This is a genomic window from Streptomyces sp. SD15, from assembly GCF_054462255.1.
Genome location: NZ_JBTLMO010000010.1, coordinates 92,930 through 110,460, shown reverse-complemented (window position 1 = coordinate 110,460; position 17,531 = coordinate 92,930). Strand labels below are relative to the sequence as shown.

Annotated in this window: 15 protein-coding genes; 7 read left to right on the top strand and 8 right to left on the bottom strand. The window is 71.9% G+C overall.

Translation table 11 applies throughout. The features are described 5' to 3' along the window. Nucleotides 1–9 precede the first annotated feature (9 nt). From ACX28W_RS12645 to ACX28W_RS12630, 4 genes are read right to left on the bottom strand one after another with little or no spacing between them, the layout of a single operon-like run. Nucleotides 10–1,017 (bottom strand): FHA domain-containing protein, encoded by a 1,008-nt coding sequence (locus ACX28W_RS12645; protein ID WP_458999008.1) that lies wholly within the window; start codon nt 1,015–1,017, stop codon nt 10–12. Beyond that, the gene (locus ACX28W_RS12640; protein WP_458999007.1) at nt 993–1,793 is read right to left on the bottom strand and encodes a 4Fe-4S cluster-binding domain-containing protein; all 801 of its coding nucleotides are present in this window, start codon (nt 1,791–1,793) and stop codon (nt 993–995) included. The genes ACX28W_RS12645 and ACX28W_RS12640 overlap by 25 nt, the downstream gene beginning before the upstream one ends. After that, a complete protein-coding gene (locus ACX28W_RS12635) occupies nt 1,784–3,880 on the bottom strand; it encodes an AAA family ATPase (RefSeq protein WP_458999006.1) in 2,097 nt (698 codons plus the stop codon). The genes ACX28W_RS12640 and ACX28W_RS12635 overlap by 10 nt, the downstream gene beginning before the upstream one ends. After that, nucleotides 3,870–5,201: a hypothetical protein gene (locus tag ACX28W_RS12630; RefSeq protein WP_458999005.1), complete on the bottom strand. Its 1,332-nt coding sequence runs from the start codon at nt 5,199–5,201 to the stop codon at nt 3,870–3,872. The genes ACX28W_RS12635 and ACX28W_RS12630 overlap by 11 nt, the downstream gene beginning before the upstream one ends. Before the next feature lie 230 nt (nt 5,202–5,431). On the opposite strand from ACX28W_RS12630, the gene ACX28W_RS12625 reads away from it, so the two are divergent. Then, nucleotides 5,432–6,160 carry a hypothetical protein gene (locus ACX28W_RS12625; RefSeq protein ID WP_458999004.1) on the top strand — a complete coding sequence of 243 codons (729 nt, stop codon included), beginning with the start codon at nt 5,432–5,434 and terminating at the stop codon, nt 6,158–6,160. A 4-nt stretch (nt 6,161–6,164) separates the two neighbouring features. Further along, nucleotides 6,165–6,851: an RES family NAD+ phosphorylase gene (locus ACX28W_RS12620; RefSeq protein WP_458999003.1), complete on the top strand. Its 687-nt coding sequence runs from the start codon at nt 6,165–6,167 to the stop codon at nt 6,849–6,851. Between the two features lie 217 nt (nt 6,852–7,068). On the opposite strand, the gene ACX28W_RS12615 is transcribed toward ACX28W_RS12620, so the two are convergent. Beyond that, complete coding sequence (locus tag ACX28W_RS12615) at nt 7,069–7,503, bottom strand: protein-tyrosine phosphatase family protein (protein WP_458999090.1); 435 nt, start codon at nt 7,501–7,503, stop codon at nt 7,069–7,071. Between the two features lie 156 nt (nt 7,504–7,659). Here ACX28W_RS12615 and ACX28W_RS12610 point away from each other — a divergent pair, with 156 nt between their 5' ends. Genes ACX28W_RS12610 through ACX28W_RS12590 form a run of 5 tightly spaced genes read left to right on the top strand, consistent with a single transcriptional unit; the run spans nt 7,660 to nt 14,236 of the window. Continuing rightward, a complete protein-coding gene (locus tag ACX28W_RS12610) occupies nt 7,660–9,282 on the top strand; it encodes an ABC transporter substrate-binding protein (protein ID WP_458999002.1) in 1,623 nt (540 codons plus the stop codon). Between the two features lie 19 nt (nt 9,283–9,301). Then, nucleotides 9,302–10,261: an ABC transporter permease gene (locus ACX28W_RS12605; protein WP_458999001.1), complete on the top strand. Its 960-nt coding sequence runs from the start codon at nt 9,302–9,304 to the stop codon at nt 10,259–10,261. Then, entirely contained in the window at nt 10,261–12,240 is a 1,980-nt protein-coding gene (locus ACX28W_RS12600; RefSeq protein ID WP_458999000.1) for a dipeptide/oligopeptide/nickel ABC transporter permease/ATP-binding protein, read from the top strand. Before ACX28W_RS12605 ends, ACX28W_RS12600 begins: the two co-directional genes overlap by 1 nt. Then, complete coding sequence (locus ACX28W_RS12595; RefSeq protein WP_458998999.1) at nt 12,237–13,307, top strand: oligopeptide/dipeptide ABC transporter ATP-binding protein; 1,071 nt, start codon at nt 12,237–12,239, stop codon at nt 13,305–13,307. The genes ACX28W_RS12600 and ACX28W_RS12595 overlap by 4 nt, the downstream gene beginning before the upstream one ends. Beyond that, the gene (locus tag ACX28W_RS12590) at nt 13,304–14,236 is read left to right on the top strand and encodes a dihydrodipicolinate synthase family protein (RefSeq protein ID WP_458998998.1); all 933 of its coding nucleotides are present in this window, start codon (nt 13,304–13,306) and stop codon (nt 14,234–14,236) included. The genes ACX28W_RS12595 and ACX28W_RS12590 overlap by 4 nt, the downstream gene beginning before the upstream one ends. Nucleotides 14,237–14,349: 113 nt before the next feature. On the opposite strand, the gene ACX28W_RS12585 is transcribed toward ACX28W_RS12590, so the two are convergent. The 3 genes from ACX28W_RS12585 to ACX28W_RS12575 are packed head-to-tail and all read right to left on the bottom strand — an operon-like array spanning nt 14,350 to nt 17,488. Beyond that, on the bottom strand, nt 14,350–15,555 hold the full coding sequence (locus tag ACX28W_RS12585) for a sialidase family protein (protein ID WP_458998997.1): 1,206 nt from the start codon (nt 15,553–15,555) through the stop codon (nt 14,350–14,352). 47 nt (nt 15,556–15,602) lie between these two features. Further along, entirely contained in the window at nt 15,603–16,268 is a 666-nt protein-coding gene (locus ACX28W_RS12580; RefSeq protein WP_458998996.1) for a response regulator, read from the bottom strand. Continuing rightward, nucleotides 16,265–17,488: a sensor histidine kinase gene (locus ACX28W_RS12575; protein WP_458998995.1), complete on the bottom strand. Its 1,224-nt coding sequence runs from the start codon at nt 17,486–17,488 to the stop codon at nt 16,265–16,267. The genes ACX28W_RS12580 and ACX28W_RS12575 overlap by 4 nt, the downstream gene beginning before the upstream one ends. Nucleotides 17,489–17,531 lie beyond the last annotated feature (43 nt).

Here is a 17,531-nt window from a genome sequence, read left to right as displayed (position 1 = left end):
TCGTACGGGTCAGCGCGGCGCGCCGTATGCGTCGAGTTCGACGACGTCCACGTCCACGTCCTCGGCCAGTCGGAGGCGGTGGCCGCCGGGCCAGAGCTGGGTGGGGCGGGTGATGAGCTCGTCGTCGACGTAGGTGCCGTTGGACGAGTCGGTGTCGGTGATGTAGAGGCGGCCAGCGTGCCAGTGCAGTTCGGCGTGGTCCCGGGAGAGCTGGTCGAGCGCGGCCAGGCCCGGCACGTGAGCGCACTCGGGGGCGTCCCGGCCCAGCCGGGTGGGGTCCTGGTCCACACCGCGTACGGGGATCAGCGCACCGGCCAGCACGAGCGCGAGGCAGGGAGCGGCCGGGGCGGGGGCCGCTCTGCGGGGCGTGTCCTGGCGGGGGCGGGTCGTGGGGGTGGGCGTCGATTGCAGCCGGGTGGGGGGCGCGGCGGGGGTGGATCGGCCGCTGGGTGCGTGGGGGCCGTCGGTGGTCGGACCGGCGGGGCGGGGCGGGCGGTTGCGGCGGCCGTCTCCTTGGCCTGAGGCGGGGCGGTCGCGATTCGGCGCGGGGCGCTCTCGGTTCGGAGCAGTGCTCTCGTAGTTCGGCGCGGGGCGCTCTCGATTCGGAGCAGTGCTCTCTCGGTTCGAGGCGCGGCGCTCTCGATTCGGAGCAGTGCTCTCATAGTTCGGGGCGGTTGGCCCTTGGTTCCGGCGGCCGGGCCCGGCCACCCGCGCCGGGCCTCCCCTGCGGGCGTCCGTACTCCGGGCGTCCGCGCCGGAGCCGTCGGAGCCGCTCCCGGCCACCCCGGACCCACCGGAACCCTGCCCGGCCGCCCCCGGACCGTCTCCGCTCGGCCCGGACGTCTGTGCCGCGTCGTCCTCCGACCCGGCCACCAGATAGACCCGCTCGGGTACCAGCCGCTCCCACTCGTGGATCTGGCAGAAGCCGCGGCGTGTCGACGACGGGCACTCGTCGGGGGTCACGGGACAGCGGTAGCGGGTGGTCTCGGTCGTCATGATGTCTTCTCCGGTCGCCATGTGTTCTCCCGGAAGGTCACGCCGCGTGCGGCCAGATCCCGTTCCAGCGCGTTGAGTTCACCAGGCCTGGGGACGCCGACGATGTGCACGGCCCCGTCCGTCACCCGTACCTGGAGCTCGGGGCGGTCGGCGGGGCGGCGCAGATGAGGACCGTAGCGGCGGCGGCCGAGCGGGGTCCGTGGGATCAGCCGCTGGTTGGCCGAGCCGCGCCAGACCAGCGGGGTCGGTTCGCCCGCGCGGTAGCGCCCGGTGATGACGGCGTCGGCGCGGTCGAGGGCGGCCAAGGCCTGCGGCGAGGCGGCGATCTCGGCGTCCTCCCAGCCCGTGTAGACGAGGAGGTCGGCGTCCGCACGGCCCGCCCCGCGGCGCACCCGGTCGGCCGCGTCCAGCAACGCGGCCAGGGCCTCCGGCTGTTCCAGCGGTTCACCGCCGCTGACGGTCAGTCCGTCGTAGCCATCGGCCAGCCCCCGGTGCCACAGCCCTACCAGCCGCTCGACACCGACGTCACGACCGCCGCGCGGATCCCAGGTGTGGCGGGACATGCACCCGGCGCAGGCGAGCGGACAGCCCTGCACCCACACGCCGAGGCGCCGGCCCGGACCGAGCGCGGTGATGGGCCCGAGCACCTGGGACACACGCAACACCGGCCCCGGCGCGTCCCGTACGTCCGGCGCCTTCCCCGCCGTACCGTCCGGCGCCTTCCCCGCCGTACCGTCCGGCGTCTCCCCCGCCGTACCGTCCGCACTCTCCCCCGCCGTACCGTCCCTCACATCCATCGCCGTACCTTCACCGTGTACGCCTCGTCCTGGCCGTCCACGGCCTCGATCTCGATGTGCTCCCCGGGCCGGGCGGGCTGGTGGAACAGCTCTCGGGAGAGCGGGTTGACCAGCGCGGACTCCACGGCGGTGACCACGCCGCGCCCGCCGTGGTCCAGGCGGCGGGTGGCCTCGACGCGCAGGACCTCCCAGGGGTCGTCGGCCACCGTCAGTTCGGCGCCGTGGGCTTCCTTGACGCGCCCGATCACGGACGCCAGGGCCTTGTCGAGGATCAGCCGCACCGAGTCGGGCTGGATGAAGTCCATCGGGACGAAGCTGTCGCCGAACCGGTTGCGCAGTTCGGGCCGTCCGATGTGGTCGTTGAAGAAGGCGTCGAACGCTGCCCGCAGGGCCTCGCGCACATCCTCGGGCTTGTCGTGGCGGGAGAGCCGCGACCCCGGCTTGGCCTCGGTGGCCTCCTCGTCACCGCTGCCCTCGCCTCCACCGCCGTCCGGCTTGGCGCCGCGCCGGTTCTTCGGCCTGAGCACCTCCGCCGACACGCCCAGGTTCGAGGTGAAGATGAGTACGCACTCGGTGAAGTGGACCGTGGCGCCCTGTCCGTCGGTGAGCCGGCCGTCCTCCAGGATCTGCAGGAACAGGTCGAACAACCGTGGGTGCGCCTTGTCGATCTCGTCGAAGAGCAGCACGCTCATCGGGTGCGCGCGCACCGCGTTGGTCAGCTCACCGCCGGCGCTGTGCCCGACGAAGCCGGGCGGCGCCCCGATCAGCCGGTCCCGGGCGTGCTCCTCGGCGAACTCGCTCATGTCGAAGCGGATCGGCCGGGCGTCCTCGCCGAGGATCATCTTGGCGACGCCCTTGGCAAGTTCGGTCTTGCCGACGCCGGTGGGCCCGGACAGGAAGAGCGTGCCGCGCGGTCGGCTCGGTGAACTGGACGACTGGGCGCCGGTCAGTCCGGCCGCCGAGCGCATGAAGATCTCGATGGTGCGCCGTACGGCGTGCGGCTGGCCGATGACCTGGGCGTTGAGGTAGGCCTCGCCGTTGAGGATGTTCTCGCGCACGGCCTGGGTGGCCCAGGGGTTGTCGAGTACGCCGACCCGGTACAGCCGCGCGGCCTCGTCCAGGCGGCTCAGGGGCAGCCCCCGGTCGGCGGCCATCCGGCCGACCGCGAGGATCTCGCCGACGCCCATGCCGTACGAGGAGCGGGCGAGCGCCTCGGTCGCCTGGAGCTGTTCCCCCTCCGCGGCGGGCGCCGCGCCCTCGCTCGTCCGGCGCCGGGCGAGCCGTTCGACCACGAACCGGCCGGCCGCGTGGCGCTGGTCGTGCGGGGGTTCGGGCACGGTGATCACGCGCACCGCCCGGCTGCCGATGGCGAATTCGAGGGGCAGGTCCTCCTGCTTCTCGACCACCCAGAAGATCGTGTTGTACGGCGTCACGCCCCCGCTGCCGCGGACCGGACGCGCGGTGTGCCCCAGTTCCTCGGCGGCGGCCAGCAGTCGGGCCGCCTCGCCGGCCACGGGGTTGCGCGGCGATCCGAGGCGGGCGGTGTAGGGAATGATCAGGCCGATCGCGGGGCCGGTGTGCTGGACCGTACCGATCATGATCTCGCGCATCCGGGCGATGCCCGCCTCGATGTCGTCGTCGTCCTGGTCGTCGGCGCCGTCGGGGTTCTCGTCGTGCCCGCGTGCGGCACGGGCGTCCTCCTCGGCCATACGGCGCAGGGCGGGCGGGAGTTCGAACTTCTCGCCGGTGAGCCGCCAGGCGACCACGTGGTCGATCACCATGCTCTGCCGGGCCAGGGCGCCGTAACCCCGGGTGCGGCAGACCGATTCGATGACCTCTTCCAGGCTGTAGGGCATGAGGGCGTGATCCGGCTCGGGCGCGGCCACCCCGCCCTCGCCGTCCTCGGGCAGCAGGAACACATCGCGGACGTTGCCGGTCAGCAGGATCTGCGGGTACACCGTGAGGGCCATGTCCAGCTCACGGATCCAGGCGGGGGCCAGGGGCGGGGCTGCGGGTGCCGGGGGCTCCTTGTGGAACGGCCCTGCCTTGTCGAACGGCCCACCGGCACCGCTGGTGTCAGCGCTCACGCGACCACTCCTGTCCGTACGAGGTACGCCGCGCGGGCTTGGCCTTCTTCTTGCGACGCGGCTCCGCCCGGTCCGTCTCGTCCGCCCCGCCGGTCTCCTCCGTCCGGCCCGTCTCGTCCGCCTGATCCGTCTGGTCCACCCGACCCGTCTCGTCCGCCTGGTCCTCCGTACGGTCATGGGCGCGGCCGGTGTCGGGCCATGAACCGTCCGGTACCACGGCCGTGGGCCGTACCCCGGGCGGCAGCGCGGACTTGCGGGCCAGCTCCACGCCCTGTGCGCGCACCGCGTCCTCGATGGTGGGCAACTGGCCCTCACAGAACCACTGTTGGACCCGGTGGTCGGTCTCGGCCTCGGTCTCGGTTTCGGCCACCAGCACGGTGGTGAGGCCGGGCCGGTCCGGAGCGAGCACCACCCGCAGCCCGTAGCCGTCGGGAACCGCCGCCTCGCCGGACGCCTCGGCCGCCGCGCCGAAGGGCACGACGACGCTGCCGTCCTCGGCCAGCAGGTCGGCGAAGTCGTCGCCCACCGCGTAGTCGCGCTCGCGCAGCACCCGCATCACGGTGTCCGCGACCGCGGACCGGTACCGGGCGGTGTCCTCGCGCGCCACCGCCCACTCCACCTCCCGCTCCAGGTGGGCCGGATCGGGAGCCTCGGCGACGGCTGTCGCCAGCCGCTCCCGGTCCTCCGGAGCGGCGTCCTCCAGCCGGTCGAGCAGCGCGGCCCGCAACGCGGCCGTCCGGGCGGCGTTCCGCTGCCGCTGCGTCGATTTGTGGACGAGGACGCCGAGGTCATGGAAGAGGGTCCGGGCCTCCTCGGCGCCGCGCGCCTGCCGCAACGCCTCCAGGCGGCGGGCGAAGACGGGCAGGTCGTCCGGCTCGCAGGCCGGTCCGTCGCGTTTGAGCAGCGCCTCGGCCTCCACCAGAGCCGACGCCCTGGCCCGCGCGGCGCGGTCCTCGCCGGCCCGGTCGGCCGACACCGGTGCCGGGCGCGCGGCCGGCCGGGACTCCTTGCGCTGCTCGGTCTCGGCGGGCGGCAGGGACCAGACGTCGGCGGCGGCCCGGCTCAGGTCGGCCTCCGCCCGCTGGTTGATCCGGCGGGCCGACTCCAGGGCGGCGGCCAGCTCCGTCGAGTCGGCGCCGGAGGCCACGGTGACGACGTACACGTCGATCTTGTCCGTACCGTAAGCCCGGCGCAGCGACTTGGCCTGTCCGCGCAGGTCGCGTGAGCGGGTGGTCTCCTGCGCGAGCTGGGCGCGCAGGTCCCGGCGTCGTTCGGCCTCGACGTCGACGTAAGTCCACTCGTATGCCGCGGAGTTGCTCAAGGACCCTCCCCCAGGGTCGCAGTTGAACCGCGCGGGAGAGGGCTCATCGTCGGTTCGGGGCGGGCCCGGGGCCCGGTCGGCGGGCGATCGACGACGTGCACCGACTCCCTCGGGCGATGCCAGGCGCCCATGATGCATCACGCGGCGCGTGCCCGACTCCGATTCGACGATCCCCACCCGGTCTTCTTCCACTGCTGTTACGGTGCCTGCCGGGAGAGGGGGTCGTCGGTATGTCCTTCCTGGCAGATGCCGTTGAGGCGATCCATGCTCACTGGGCGGAGCTCTCCAGCCTGTTGGACGCGCCCGCACGCGAGGAACTGGCGGAGATCCTGGCGGACGCCGAGTCGGATCCCGTGGCCGCCGCCAGTGACGTACGCGATCTGGTCAAACCGTTCACGCCGCCCGACCACCCCTTGCGCCAGGCACTGGCGCCGCCGGGAGTCCGCTTCCAGATCGCGCCGCCGATGGCGCAGGACAGCACCGATCTGCTCGCGGCACTCCGGCTTCTGCTCATGGACGTGACGGGCCCGGCATTCGCGACGAGCGATGCGACGAGCGACGCGACCGAACTCGAATTCGAACTCGAACCCGACCCTGAACCTGAATCCGACCCCGCCTACCGCCCCGACTCCGACGACGCCTGGCTCCTCGCCGAACCCGCCCTCCCGGCTGCCTCTCTCACCCTCCCCCCCGAGCAGACCCACGACCTGATCCTGCTGACCGACGAGCACGAGGTGGAGCGTGTCCCCGCGTTCCAGCTCGATCCGGAGTCCGGGACACCGTACGAGGTCGTCGTCGAGATCAACCGACTGCTGTCGGCCGACGTGGACCCCTGGGGTGCCGCCGACTGGTGGCTGGGCTCCAACGTGTGGCTCGACGCCGCGCCCGCGAGGCTGCTGGGCACCGGAGTGGACCACGCTCTGCTGTCCGCCGCGCGAGCCGAGATCCCGGAGTGGTGAGCACGTGCCCGACCAGATGATCCCCGCCCCGACCGTCCGGGCGAAGCCGCACCGCCATGTGCTGCCTGCCGGTACCGAGCTGTGGCGTGTGCACAGCTCCCGGCGCGGAGCCACCGAGTTCAAGTCCGTACCGGCCGATCTGCACTGGGACGGCGGACGGTTCTGCCACATCAAGGACGGGCTGAGCCCCGAGAAGCTCCCGTATCTGTACGCCGGTCTGTCCCCGCTGACCGCCGTGTGCGAGACCCTGGCCCGCGATCTGCGGCCGCGGCCGGACGGGCGGCGGCGCATCACCCAGCCGAAGGTGCGGGACATGGTGCTGTCCAAGGTCGTCGCGGCCATCGACCTGCCGCTGGTCGACCTGACGGACAACGCCCATCTGGCAGCGGTCCATCAGGACATCTGGCTCGTCCAGTCCGAGGCCCCGGCCTATCCGCGCACCCGCCGCTGGGGCTCCTGGATCCGTGGCCAGGCCTCCTGGGCCGTGGGCCTGCGCTGGCCGTCGCGCCAGGACTTCGGCCTGGTGTCGGGCGAGGTCTGCGCCCTGTACGAGCGGGAGGACGGCCCCGCCCTGCTCAAGCCGTCGTCGGAGCCCTCGCTGGAGCTGAACACCACGGCGGGCCGCGCCTACCTGAACGACCTGCTCGCACCGCTGCACATCAAGGTCCAGCCTCCTCGCAAGCGCGCGTAACCTCACCGGGGTCCCCGTACTCCACCCGGTGCCCCCGCAATCCGCCGGTGTGCCGCTCGCCGACGCGTCCCGTGGGGGGAAGTTCGGTGAGAGTCCGGCGCTGACCCGCAACGGTAAACGCGGCAGGCCCAGTCGGCCGGTCGCATGAGCCCGATGACGACGCGTCTGCACCCGGAGGCCGGCGGGCTCCGTTTCCGGGCCGCCCGCCCCTGAGCGGTCAGTCGGCGAAGCGGCGTACGTACCCGCGCTGCCAGGGCGTCTCCACCGCCCGCCGGTCGTAGTGGCGGCGGACGAAGTCCACCGCCTCCTTGGGCGGGACTCCGTCGAGGACGGCGAGGCAGGCCAGGGCCGTGCCGGTGCGGCCCCGGCCGCCGCCGCAGGCGATCTCGACGCGGTCGACGGGCGCCCGGTTCCAGGCCTCGGCGAGTACCGCCCGGGCCTCGGCCCGGTCGGCAGGCAGCCGGAAGTCCGGCCAGCGCAACCAGTGTGCCTCCCAAGGGACTTCGGGGGGTTGTCTGCCGAGCAGATGGACGGCGTACGTCGGTAGTGGGCCGTCGGGCGGGAACGGCCGGCGCAGGGCACGGCCCCGCACCAGTCGACCGGAGGGCAGGCACAGGACGCCCGCGCCGCTCGGGTTCCAGGTCTCCGTCACAGGGTCAGAGGTCACAGGGCCAGAGTAAACAGGGGCGGAGGCACTCCTCCGGCACTCCTCCGACACTCCTCCACCGGTCGAATTTCTGGAAAATACGCCATTCGTGTGCGATGCCTTGTCCGCCCCCACGGACCCTTTTATGTCACGCTGCCCCCTATGACGCCCGACCCCCCGGCGCCGCACCGCCGGTCGTTCCTGAAGTACACCGGTGCGCTCGGCGCGGCCGCCGCCCTGTCCGCGTCGTCGGCCGCCTGCTCGTGGGGTCCGGAGTCCACGAACGACACCGGCGGTTCGGGCGGCGGCAAGAACGCCACGCTCATGGCCGTCATCGGCTACGGGAACGACGGCAGCTGGGATCCGACACAGACCGCGTCCGCGTTCGCCACGGCCGCCAACAACCACATCTACGAGGGGCTGGTCGACACCGATCCGATCTCGCGCGAGCCATATGCCGCGCTCGCCACGCGGGTACCCGCCGACCTCAGCGGCACGTCCTGGACGTTCCGGCTGCGCGCGGGCGCCACGTTCCACGACGGGACGCCGGTCACCGCCGACGACGTGGTCTTCGTCTTCGACCGGATCCTCGACCCGAAGACGCAGACCCTCGCGAAGGGCTTCTTCGCCGGCTGGCTGCGGGAGGTCCGGAAGATCGACGCGCACAACGTCGAGCTGGTGCTGAAATTCCCCTTCCCCGAAGGGATTGCGCGACTCACCCTCGCGAAGATCATGCCCCGGCACGTCTTCTCCCGGCCCGGCGCCTGGGACGACGCGATCAGGGGCAAGGCGATCGGCTCGGGCCCGTACCGGCAGACCGCGCACCACCCGAAGTCGAACACCGTCTTCGAGGCGTTCGCCGCCTACAACGGGCCGCGCAGGCCCGCGTTCAAGAAGATGAACTGGCAGACCATGGTGGACGCCGCACCCCGCGTCGCGAAGATCTCGGGGGCCGGCGCCGGCGCGCGGATCGCGGACAACATCCCGTACGCCAACATCGCCCAGCTCACGAAGGGCGGCATGACCGTCCGGGGCGCCGCGGGGATGAACAACCTCTTCCTCATGTTCAACACCCGGCACAAACCCTTCGACGACGTACGGGTCCGGCAGGCGCTGCACCACGCCATCGACACCGGCACGATGGTCGAGGTCGCCCTGAAAGGGCACGGGAAGCCGTCGACGTCGTTCCTCGACGAGGGCAACCCGAGCTACCGGCCCGCGAAGATCGTCTACTCGTACGACCCCAAGAAAGCGAAGCAGCTCCTCGAAGCTGCCGGGGTCAAGGGGCTGAAGATCGACATCCTGGCGGTCAACGTCAGCTGGATCGTGGACTGCCTGCCGACCATCAAGGCGTCCTGGGACGCGATCGGCGTCGAGACGACGCTGTCGCCGCAGGAGACCACGGCCGTCTTCACCAAGATGGACCAGAAGCAGGACTACCAGGTCGTCGTGGCGGCCTCGAACCCGAATCAGTTCGGGCTGGACGCCGACCTGATCATGCACTACAACTACGGCCCCCAGAACCTCTGGATGGGCTATGCCCGGTGGGCGGACAACCCCGTGGCGCGGCGGCTCTTCAGGGACATGGACCGGGCGACGCGGGAACCGGACGCCGGCAAGAAGAAGACGATGATCCAGGACTACATCGACATCGTCGCCGAACAGGCCGTCCTCTACCCGGTCGTGCACAACGAGCTGATGACGGCGTGGGACGCAAAAAGGCTCACGGGGATGAGGGCACAGCCGTACCCGGGCATCAATCTGCTGCAAGCCAAGTGGGCTTAGGCGACAGGGGAGTTCGTACGTGGTCGCCATCGCCAGAATCCTGCTGCGGCGCGTCGCGCTGCTCGTGCCGCTGATGCTCGGGATCGTCCTGTTCGTGTTCCTCGTGATGCGGTTCTCCGACGTCGATCCGGCGTCGGCGTTCTTCCAGGGAGCCAATCCGACCCCGCGGCAACTGCACGACTTCCGGGCGCAGAACGGCCTGCTCGACCCCTTCCCCGTCCGCTACGTCGGCTTCGTGGGCGACCTGCTCCACGGCGACCTCGGCACCAGCACACTGACCAGGGCGCCGGTGATCGAGCAGGTCGGCACCGCGCTGCCGCTCACCCTCCAGCTCACCTTCCTGGGACTGGGCATCGCGGTGGTGCTCTCGCTGCTCGGCGGGGTCACCGCCGCGATCCACCGCGACCGGCTGCCCGACCAGATCATCCGGGTCGTCTCGCTCGTGGGAGTGGCGGCGCCGGGTTTCTGGCTGGCGCTGCTGATGATCCAGTACCTGGCCGTCGAGAAGGGCTGGTTCCCGACCGGCGGCTACATCAACCCGGCCGACTCACTGAGCGGCTGGCTGAAGACCATGGCCCTGCCCGCGCTCGCGCTCTCCCTGCCGGTCGCCGCGCAGCTCACCCGGATCGTGCGGACCTCCGTGGTGGAGGAGCTGGACAAGGACTACGTACGGACGGCGATCGGCAGCGGTCTGCCGCCCCGCGTGGTCGTCGGCCGCAACGTCCTGCGCAACGCCCTGATGAACCCGCTCACCGTGCTGGGTCTGCGCGTGGGCTATCTGCTCGGCGGCGCGGTCGTCATCGAGACGATCTTCTCGCTGCCGGGCATGGGGAAGCTGATGATCGACGCCGTGAAGAACGGCGACCCGGCGGTCGTGCAGGGCGTCGTACTGACCACGGCCACCGGTTTCGTGGTCGTGAACCTCGTCATCGACCTGCTGTATCTGCTGGTCAACCCGCGACTGAGGGATGCGACCTGATGTTCACCCGCAAGCGCCTCACCGAGGCCCTCTCCCGGCCCGGCGTCCGGTTGCGGGGATGGCGCCGGCTGCCGCCGCTGTCGAAGGTCGCGGTCTGCTTCCTGGCCGTCGTCGTGCTGGTGGCGCTGTTCGCGCCGCTGCTCGCCCCGCACGACCCGCTCGGCCAGCAGCCGCCGGTGGACGGCACCGGACATCCGTCGGCCGGGCACTGGATGGGGCAGGACAGCCTAGGCCGGGACATCCTCAGCCGCCTGATGTACGGCGCCCGCTGGTCGCTCGCGATCGGGCTCGGAGCCACCGCGCTCGCCCTCGTCGTCGGGGCGCTCCTCGGCGCTGTCGCCGCCACCTCCCGCAAGGCGGTCGACGAGACGCTGATGCGCTGCCTGGACATGGTGATGGCGTTCCCGGGCATCGCGCTCGCCGCTGTCCTGGTCGCCGTCTTCGGCGGCGGCATCACCGTGCTGATCTGCGCGATCGCGTTCCTGTTCACCCCGCCGGTCGCCAGGGTCGTACGGGCGAACGTCCTCGACCAGTACGGCGAGGACTATGTGACCGCCGAGCACGTCATCGGCGCCCGCACCCCGCACATCGTCATCAAGCACGTGGCGGTCAACTGCGCCGCCCCCGTGCTGGTGTTCTGCACCGTGCAGGTAGCGGAGGCCATCGTCTTCGAGGCGTCGCTGTCCTTCATCGGCGCGGGTGTGCGGCCCCCGGACCCGTCCTGGGGCAGCGTCATCGCGGACGGCAAGAACATGGTGCTGACCGGCGGCTGGTGGGCCACAGTCTTCCCGGGCCTGCTGATGCTGGTCACCGTACTGTCGCTGAACATCCTCTCCGAGGGCGTCTCGGACGCGTGGGCCGCACCGGCGGCCCGGGACGTGTCCGCGCCCGCTGCCGAGGAGGACCGGCCGGCGGCCCCCGAGCCCGGCGACGGGAAGGTCCTGGAACTGCCGGGGCTGACGGAGGCGGCCGCGCGGCTGCGGACACGGGCCCGCCCCCTCCCTTCGTCCGCGCAGCCCGTCCTCGCCGTCGAGAACCTGGCCATCGGCTTCGACGCCCGCCATGCGGGGGTGGACATCGTCGACGGCATCAGCTTCGAGGTGCAGCCGGGTGAGGTCCTCGGACTGGTCGGCGAGTCCGGCTGCGGCAAGTCGCTGACGGCGCTGACGGTGATGGGCCTGGAGCCGAAGGGAGCCCGGGTCCGCGGCCATGTCCGTTTCCACCAGCGGCAGCTGGTCGGCGAGCCGATGCGTGTACGACGCCGCCTGCTGGGCCACGAGATGGCGATGATCTACCAGGACGCGCTGTCGTCCCTGAACCCGGCGATGACGATCAGGGCGCAGCTGAAGCAACTCGTCCGCCGGGGCGGCACGCGCACCGCCACCGAGTTGCTTGAACTGGTCGGCCTCGACCCCGAACGCACCCTGCGCAGCTACCCCCATGAGCTGTCCGGCGGCCAGCGCCAGCGCGTCCTGATCGCGATGGCCCTGTCCCGGAGCCCCAGACTGATCATCGCCGACGAACCGACCACGGCCCTCGACGTGACCGTCCAGGCGCAGGTCATGGAGCTGCTGCTCCGGCTGCGCGAGGAGCTGGACTTCGCGCTGATCCTCGTCTCGCACGACCTGGCGCTGGTCTCGGCGGTCACCGACCGGGTGGTCGTCATGTACGGCGGGCAGATCGTCGAGACCGGGGTGACGGCCGACCTGGTGGAGGCCCCGGCCCACCACTACACGCGCGGGCTGCTGGGCAGCGTGCTCTCGCTGGAGTCGGCGGCCGAGCGGATGACCCAGATCAAGGGCGTCGTGCCCTCCCCGGCCGACTTCCCGGCCGGCTGCCGGTTCGCCGACCGCTGCCCGAGGGCGAGCGAGGTGTGCCGTACGACGACGCCGGACCTGGTGGGGACACGTACGCACACGGCGGCCTGCCACCACCCCGCGATCGACCTGATGACCACGGAGAGCGAGGCCGTCACATGACCGCACTGGTGGCGTTGTCCGATGCGCACGTCGTCCACAAGGCCCGCAGCGGCGGCCTGTTCACCCGGGACAAGGTGTACGCGCTCACCGGCGCCGACCTCAGCGTCGCGCCCGGCGAGACGGTCGGCGTGGTCGGCGAGTCGGGGTGCGGGAAGTCGACGCTGGCGAAGGTGCTGGTGGGCGTGGAGCGGCCGACGTCCGGCACGGTGTCGTTCGGTGGCCGCGATCTGTGGTCCATGACACCGGCCGAGCGCCGCACGGCGGTGGGCGGCAGCACGGGCATGATCTTCCAGGACCCGTCGACCGCGCTGAACCGCCGGCTGCCCGTACGACAGATCCTGCGGGACCCCCTGGACGTGCACCGGCGCGGCACCCCGGCCGAACGAGCCGACCGGGTCCGGGAGCTGATGGCCCTCGTGGGCCTGCCCCGCGCTCTGGCGGACGCCCTGCCCGGCCAGTTGTCCGGCGGCCAGCGCCAGCGGGTGGCGATCGCGCGGGCGCTCGCCCTCGACCCCGGCCTCGTCGTGGCCGACGAGCCGACGAGCGCGCTGGACGTGTCGGTCCGCGCCCAGATCCTGAACCTGCTGCTGGACCTGAAGGAGCGCCTCGGCCTGGCTCTGGTGTTCGTCTCGCACGACATCCAGACGGTACGGCGGATGAGCGACCGGGTGATCACCATGTACCTCGGGCGGATCGTGGAGGAGTCACCGGCCGACCAGGTCACCGACCGCTCCCGGCATCCGTACACCCGGGCCCTCTTCTCCGCGACCCCCGGCCTCCTCGACCCTGTCGACCCGATCCCGCTGGTCGGTCCCGTCCCGTCGGCGACCCGGCCGCCGAGCGGCTGCCCGTTCCGGACCCGGTGCTGGAAGGCGGACGAGGTGTGCGGGGGAGCGATGCCCGAGTTCACGGCCGCGTTGCGCCCCGGTCACCGCTATCGGTGCCACCATCCTGTGGAGGAGGGCCGGTCGACGCGCACGCTGGTGGCGGAGGCCGAGTCCGCCGCCGCCCCGGCCGCCGCCGTGGCCGAGGTCTTGTCCCCGCAGCACATCCGGGAGCCTTCATGACGATCCCCGCCCCGCTGACCGGTGTCGTTCCGCCCGTCTGTACGCCCCTGACACCGGACCGCGAGGTGGATGTCCCGTCGCTGATCAGGCTCGTGGACCACTTGGTGGCGGGCGGTGTCGACGGCCTGTTCGTGCTGGGCTCGTCCTCGGAGGCGGCGTATCTGACGGACGCCCACCGGCGGCTCATCGTGTCCACGGTGGTGGACCACGTGGACGGTCAGCTCCCCGTCCTGGCCGGGGCGATCGATATGACGACGCCGCGCGTACTGGACCATGTCGCGCAGGTGACGGCGGCGGGCGCGGACGCGGTCGTGGTGACCGCGCCCTTCTACACCAGTACCCATCCGGCGGAGATCGCCCGCCACTTCCGCCTGATCGCCGCCCGTTCCTCCGTGCCCGTCTTCGCCTACGACCTGCCGGCATCCGTCCACAGCAAGCTCGACGCGCACCTGATCCTCGAGCTCGCCGCCGACGGTGTGCTGGCCGGCCTCAAGGACTCCAGCGGTGACCTGGCCGGCTTCCGCGCGGTCGTGACGGGCGCGCGGACGCACACCGGCATCACCGGCTTCAGCGTCCTCACCGGCTCCGAACTCGTCGTCGACTCGGCGCTCGCCCTGGGCGCGGACGGTGCCGTGCCCGGTCTCGCAAACGTCGACCCGCAGGGTTACGTCCACCTCGACCGGCTCTGCCGAGAGGGCGACTGGGAACGGGGGCGGGCCGCACAGGAGCGGCTGTGCGCGCTGTTCGGGATGGTCAAAGTCGGCGGGCACCGCATGGGAGGCAGCTCATCGGCGCTCGGCGCGTTCAAGGCCGCGCTGTACCTGCGGGGCGTGATCTCCTGTCCGGCCACCGCGGAACCACAGGTGCCGTTGTCGGAGGGGGAGATGGAGCGGGTGGGGAAGTATCTGGCCGCGGCGGGGCTGCTCTAGAACGAACGGGACTTCTCTGGAACCAACACAACCGCTCTGGGGCTGGCATCGGGAAAGAGTGAGCCCCTGCCGCCAGGTTGGAAAGGGCTCAGTCAGTTCCCCGAGAATATGACTCAACTGAGTTCGTCGATGCGGAGTCGCCTGAACTCGATTGTTTCGTACGCCCCCGCCACACCCGTCTCATAGAGAATCCCGACCCGGCCGGTGTCGAGCTGCACCAGATCGGAGTACGCGGCCCGCCATGCGGAAAGCGTCATCGCCTTCACGAAGGTCGCGCCGTGGTCCGTGCTGCGCCAGATCGCCATCGACTGGCGGACGGTGGGGACGGAGGGGCCGGAGAAGAGGAGCGGGGCGTCCGGGCCGGGGAGCTGGAGGACGCTGCCCTGCACCACCGGGACGTCGTCCAGGGCCGGCTGGACCGCGTAGGGGCGGTCCAGCGTCCGGCCGCCGTCGCTGGAGTACGCGTCCAGCCGGTTGCCGACGCTCGTGCCGTTCTCGTCACGTGCGCTGAAGTACAGCCGCCCGTCCGGGAGTTCGGCCACGCTGTTCTCGTTGGCGTTGTCGAGACCGTCGTACGCGTCGTCCACGAAGCCCAGGCTCCAGGTCCAGCCGCCGTCGTCGCTGTAGAGGGCGTGGGCGCCGTAGTACTTGGATTCCCGCCCGGTGTCGGTGGAGCCCTCGGGCGGGGCGGAGGAGTGGTTGGCGGGGACCACCAGACGACCGGCGTACGGGCCGCCGCCAAGGACGACCGCGTGGCCCGGCCCGGTCGCGTACCAGCGCCAGTCCGGCGGCTTCACCTCGTCCGTGATGTCACGGGGAAGGGAGAAGTGCCCGCCGTCGTCGAGGCTCATCTGGACGAAGACGCGGCGGCTCTGCTCCGGCGTGACCTCGCCCCGCATGATCTGCGCCTCGGTCACGGCACCGCTGTTGTACGACGTGAGCAGGACGACGCGGCCGGTCCGGGGGTCCACCACCGGCGCCGGGTTGCCCCGGGTGTCCCCTTCCCCGGCCACGACGACCCGCAGCGGATCCCAGGTGCAGCCGCCGTCGAAGGAGCGTCTGAGGACGACGTCGATGTCTCCCGTGTCGGCGGCGCCGTCGTGTCTGCCCTCGGCGAAGGCGAGCAGCGTGCCGGCGCCGGTGGCGACCGCGGCCGGGATACGGAACGTGTCATAGCCGTCCTCGCCCGCGGTGTACGGCACGGAGGAGGCGCAGTCACGCGAGGCGGGCGATGCCTTGCCGGTGACCGCGAGCGCGGCGAGGAGCCCGGCGGTGGCTGCGGCGACGAGGGTGCGGCTCAGGGCGTTTCTCACTCTCACCGGTGCGACAAAAGGACTGACGACAAGGAGAACTGACGGTACGTAGGTCACATCTTACCGGGAGTGACCAGTCCCGACTCGTACGCCACGATCACCAACTGGGCCCGGTCGCGGGCACCCAGCTTGCCGATGATGCGGCTGACGTGGGTCTTCGCGGTGAGCGGGCTCAGGCCCAGCGCGCCGGCTATCTCGGTGTTGTTGAGTCCGCGCGCGACCAGCGTCAGCACCTCGCGCTCACGGTCGGACAGCCCGTCGGGGCCGCCCGCTGCGGGCGGCCCCGACGGGCTGCGCAGGAAACGGGCGATCAGCCGGGCGGTCGGACCCGGTGAGAGCAGGGCCTCCCCCGCGGCCACCGTACGAATGGCGTCGAGGAGTTCGGCGGGCCTCGTGTCCTTCACCAGGAAGCCCGAGGCGCCCGCGCGCAGCGCCTCCACGATGTACTCGTCGGTGTCGTACGTGGTGAGGACCAGGACCCTGACCCCGGCCAGGTTCTCGTCGGCCGCGATGAGCCGGGTCGCCTCGATACCGTCCAGGTCGGGCATGCGGATGTCCATGACGATCAGGTCGGGCCGCACGCCGCGCGCCAGTTCCACGGCCTCCCGCCCGGTGGCGGCCTGCCCGACGACCTCCATGTCCCGCGCCGACTCGACGAGCATCGCGAACGCGGCCCGCACGAGGGTCTGGTCGTCGGCGAGGAGTACGCGGACGGTCATCGGACCTCGCCTCCCAGGGGCAGCAGCGCCGACACGCCGAAGCCACCGCGCTCCCGCACCCCGGCCTCCAGCGTCCCGCCCACACTGCGAGCCCGCTCCCGCATCCCCACGAGCCCGAACCCCGGCGTGCCGCCCGCGTCACCGACTCCGTCGTCCGTGACCGTCACCCGCAGCGCCCAGCCCTCCACGCGCAGGTCCACGCTCACCGTCACGTCGGGGCCCGCGTGCCGTACCGCGTTGGTGAGCGCCTCCTGGACGATCCGGTAGGCGGCGGCGCCCACGGCCGACGGTATGCCGCCCGCGTCCACCTCGACCTGGGTCGCCACCTTGGCGCCCGCGCTCCGTGCCGCGGCCACCAGGTCCGGCACCCCGTCGAGCCCGGCCAGCGGCCCGCGCCCGTCCGAGCCGTACTCCGAAGCGCGCAGCACCTTCAGCGTGGTGCGCAGTTCACCGCGCGCGGTGCGGCAGGTCCCGGAGATGTCGTCGAGGGCCCGGGCGACCGCCTCGCGGTCGAGGCGGTCGGGGTCGGCGGCCAGGACGTGCGCGGCGACGGACGACTGGACGCCGATGAGCGTGATGCTGTGGGCGAGCAGATCGTGCAGGTCGCGCGCTATGCGCAGGCGCTCCTCGGCGACCCGGCGGCGTGCCTCCTCCTCGCGGGTGCGTTCGGCGCGTTCGGCGCGTTCGACGATCGAGGCGACGTACTGGCGGTAGAAGCGGACGTCGACGCCGAAGAAGAGCACGGCGATGACCCAGCCGGAGATCTGCAGCAGTTCGACGGCCTGGTGGGTGCTGACGCTGAGCATCACGCTCACGGAGATGCCGAGGACGGAGATGCCCGCCAACAGGGTGCGCAGCGGGCGGCCGGTGACGGCGAGCGTGTAGAGCGCGACGTACGAGGCCGGGGTCGGCGCGCTGTGGTTGTTGTCCAGGCCGTGGTAGGGCACGACCATCATCACCAACAGGGCCAGCACGAGCGGCGGGTGGCGCCGCCGCCACACGAGCGGCACATGGCAGGAGAGCAGCAGCGCCCAGCCCAGTGCGTCGGGCCGGCGGCCCTGGTCGGTGAACAGGGCGATGGCCGTGCCGATGGCGGCGACGGTCACCGCCAGCAGCGCGTCGTTGCGGGTGGCGTGCGGGGCGGTTCGGGGATCGCGGTTGATCGCCGCCATGATCCGCTCGCTGTGGCGGGGCCGCGCCGCCGTGGTGGTTGCCTGCACGGGCTCATCCTCCGTCAGCGGGCGCCCCTCCGACAGGGAGAGG